2 protein-coding genes are annotated in these 950 nt (G+C 68.7%); both read right to left on the reverse strand.

Features of this window, described 5'->3' with window-relative positions; all coding sequences use genetic code 11:
* Nucleotides 1-399 (reverse strand): telomere-protecting terminal protein Tpg (gene tpg, locus PV350_RS46720; RefSeq protein WP_500339326.1); only part of this gene is annotated, 399 nt, incomplete at its 3' end.
* Between the two features lie 145 nt (nucleotides 400-544).
* Nucleotides 545-950 (reverse strand): DnaB-like helicase C-terminal domain-containing protein (locus tag PV350_RS46725; protein WP_500339325.1); only part of this gene is annotated, 406 nt, incomplete at its 5' end.

A 950-nucleotide genomic window follows, 5' to 3' on the forward strand; every position in this document is an offset into this window, starting at 1 on the left:
AAAGAGGCGGGCCGCGTACTGCGGCGGCAGGGCTTGGGTGATCAGGCGCTGGCGGGCGTCGTCGGTGGAACCGGGGGCGGCGGTGAAGCCGAAGCGGGCGCGGGTGTCGATGACGATGCCGCCGGTGGTGGCCGCGGCCTGCTTCGCCTTCGCGCGGATCTGTGGCTGCCACCGCTGGCGGACCTCGCGCTCTATCCGGGCGGCCAGGTCGGCGCGGGGTCGCTTGATCTGGTCTTTGACATAGCGCTCCACGGTCCGCTGCGAGATCCCGAGCAACTGCGCAACCGCTTTGGTTCCCTTGAGTTGCTTGACCAGGTAACGCATCTGCGCCGGAGCCGACTTCGGGATCGCGCGGGTGAACGCGCCCTGCACGGCCTTGTCGAGGCTGTCCCCGAGCATTCCCACCAGCGGGGCTCCTTCCGGATAGTGGTGCTTGATCGTCTGTGCGGGCTGCTGGCGGCCGATCATGGCCCTGGATGACCGGGATGTGCCATCCGGGTAGTGATCGGCCGCCAGCGAGCCGTCTGTGCCGTCCTGAGGGGTGTCAGTAGCTGGTGGCCATGTCCACGAACCGGCTGTAGTGGCCCTGGAAGGCCGTGGTGATGGTCGCGGTGGGTCCGTTGCGGTGCTTGGCCACGATCAGGTCGGCCTCGCCGGAGCGGGGTGAGGTCTTGTCGTAGGCGTCCTCGCGGTGGAGCAGGATCACAATGTCGGCGTCCTGCTCGATGGAGCCGGACTCGCGCAGGTCGGAGACGGCCGGGGTCTTGTCGGCGCGTTGCTCGGGTCCGCGGTTGAGCTGGGACAGCGCCACGATCGGGATCTCCAGCTCCTTGGCGAGGAGCTTGAGGTTTCGGGAGATCTCGGAGACTTCCTGCTGGCGGCTCTCGGGCCGGCGGGCGGCGCCGGACTGCACCAGCTGCAGGTAGTCGGCCACGGCCAGCTTCAGGTCG

Origin of the sequence: Streptomyces sp. PA03-6a, assembly GCF_033792765.1 — a bacterium.
Classification (GTDB): domain Bacteria; phylum Actinomycetota; class Actinomycetes; order Streptomycetales; family Streptomycetaceae; genus Actinacidiphila.